General features: G+C 64.8%; 2 protein-coding genes. Both read right to left on the bottom strand.

Annotated features, from left to right (window positions below):
• Window positions 1-35 precede the first annotated feature (35 nt).
• Window positions 36-1,262 (bottom strand): restriction endonuclease subunit S, encoded by a 1,227-nt coding sequence (locus tag ACOVRJ_RS01620; RefSeq protein WP_422042165.1) that lies wholly within the window; start codon window positions 1,260-1,262, stop codon window positions 36-38.
• Window positions 1,259-2,347, bottom strand: a 1,089-nt coding sequence (locus ACOVRJ_RS01615; RefSeq protein WP_422042164.1) for a type I restriction-modification enzyme R subunit C-terminal domain-containing protein, incomplete at its 5' end; no start/stop codon positions are given. The genes ACOVRJ_RS01620 and ACOVRJ_RS01615, both read right to left, overlap by 4 nt.

Here is a 2,347-nt window from a genome sequence, read left to right as displayed (position 1 = left end):
CGAGCCCTGGCTGGTGGCGCAGTCTACAGACGACCTCAGCCACGGAAAGCGCGCGTCAGCACCGCCTGTCGCAATGCCTGCGCGCGCTTGAGGTTCGCATCGACCTCGGCCTCGACCTCTCGGACGATGGAGAGGCGGCGGTCGACTTCGGCGACGATGCGGTGCTGCTTGTTCACAGGTGGGCGTGGCAGCCTTATGGACCGGAGCAGCCCCAGGTTCAGATTGGGCTGAACGCCACCCGATGCGATTCGGCGCGTGTTGTTGTAGTTGTGCTCAAAGAACAGCTTGAGCCATGGCCGAACAGCCGAATCCACCTGAAGCGCCGCCAACGCTTGATTCGTAGTCGCTGCGATACGAAGCTCAGAGCACTTGCCACGAGTCTTGCCTTCCCCGTACATCGCGACAAGCAGCGTCCCGGGCGGGTAGAGCGTCAGGTTCGTGTTTCGCAGTGCCTCGTCGGTGACGAACTGATCCGCGGTATCGATGAAGGGCTCGTTGACTGCCGAACTCGTGACCCACGGAATCGTGCCGCCTCGGTAGAACGCGTCGTTGCTTCGAGCCGGCGTGGCACCGGTGCCAACCACTGCGAGCTCTCCAACAGTGCTCCAATGCCAATCCCTGGGCATTCCGTCATCGCCTTCGGCGTCGTCAGGTCCTATCCTTCCCTTCACGGCAGCGTCAAGTACGGCGGCCTTGTAGCGCTTGAGGTTGGCCTTGACCCGCTTGAGGTTGGCCACGGCATCGTCGAGGCGGGAGAACTGCTTTTCGATTTCGGCGACGATCTCTCGCTGTCGCGAGAGGGGGAATAGCGGCACCTCAAATCCGAGGATCTTCTCCTTGGTCAGAGCTTGGCGCGTCGCACCGGATTCAATACCGTTGATGAGGCGCTGCTGGGATGGGGCCGCAAGGTACCAGCGAAGGAACGAGCTATCGAGATGCTGATCTGGCCGAATAATGCAGACGTGCTGATTCACGCGAGCCCCGTCCATTGCGGTCGGTGCGACGGTTACGCGCCCAATGGACGCGCCGGTGATGTTGAGCAGTACGTCGCCGGCACGGACTTCGACGTTCTTCAACGCTCGGGCCTGCTCTTCATCTAGGAACGCTAGACCGTCGCGCCGAAACCCGTCGAAGTGGACATTCATCGAGCGGATCAGTGGGATGCCCGAAGGTTTGTACGCAGCTTCGCCACCCCGCGGAGTTGCGCCGCTGCCGACCTTCGTGGTGACACCGCCAAGCTCGACGACGGGCACGGCACTCACGCCACCAACTCCCGATTCAACTCATCCATCACCTGCGGCAACGCCGCCCCGAAGAGCTGGTGCACACGCCCCAAGCCGCCACGCTGGTCGAACGGGGCGTAGCCGAAGTCCTCGGCCTCCAGGCCCAGGTTGGCGGCGATGTGTTCGGCCATCTTCTCCAGCCACCAGCGCTGCTCTTCAGTGAAGCCTTTGCCCGCCGCCTGCTGCTGCGCCAGCCAGGCCTTGAAGTTGGCGGCCACGCGCTCGGGGTAGGGCAGCAGTTCGTTGTCCTGCTGCATGGCGTAACGCACCAGTGACACCAGGTCCGTCAGGATGCGGCGGCGGCTGGCGCCCTTGACGCGGCTGGCGTCCAGCGCGGCATAGGCCTGCCAGAGCTGGCTTTCCGTCCACAGGTGCGGCGGGGCCTGCAGGGTCTCGGCCAGGGCCTTCAAGTCTTCGAACTTCAGCGGCGCTCCGCCCGTTTTCGCGGGGCGGTTGTAGAGGATCTGCAGCGCGGTGATCTCGTCGCGGTGCTGGACGATGAAGGCTTCAAAGCTCTGCACGATGCCTTGCGCGCGCTCGCGCGCGGCCTGGCTGAAACCGGCTTCGAGCACGCGGTCTTGCGTCACGGTGTCGATCACCAGGTCTTTGCTGGCCTTGAGCGAGACGATCAACGTTCGCAGCGCAGGGTCCGCCAGCGGCTTGACGGCGCTGCGCAGCGCGGCCTCGGCTTCCTGAGGCGAGCGGTCTTCGCGCGGGTCCAGCGCTTGCACGATGCCGCGCGAGAGTTCCTTCAGGCCCTGGCCGCCGGCTTGCGCCTGCACCTTGGCACGTTCGGCATCGCTGAGCTGGGCGTCCAGCCGCGCCAGGCGCACGGCCACGCTGGACAGCACCTCGGGCTCCACGTTGCCCAGGCTCACGGCCTGCAGCAGCGCTTCCAGCGGCACGCTCTTCTTCTGGTCCAGCGGGCGGCTGTCGGTCTTGTCACGCTCGCACACGCCCACGCAGTCCACGATGATGAAGCGGTCCTTGTGCACCTTCTCGCCAGGGTTCACGTTACGCAGGTCATCGTCCCCGACGATGCGTACGCCGCGGCCCTTCATCTG

The organism is Roseateles sp., assembly GCF_049240545.1.
Taxonomy (GTDB): Bacteria; Pseudomonadota; Gammaproteobacteria; order Burkholderiales; family Burkholderiaceae_C; genus Paucibacter_A.
Note: the sequence above shows the minus strand (reverse complement) of the source record. Positions and strands in the feature narration are given on the sequence as shown.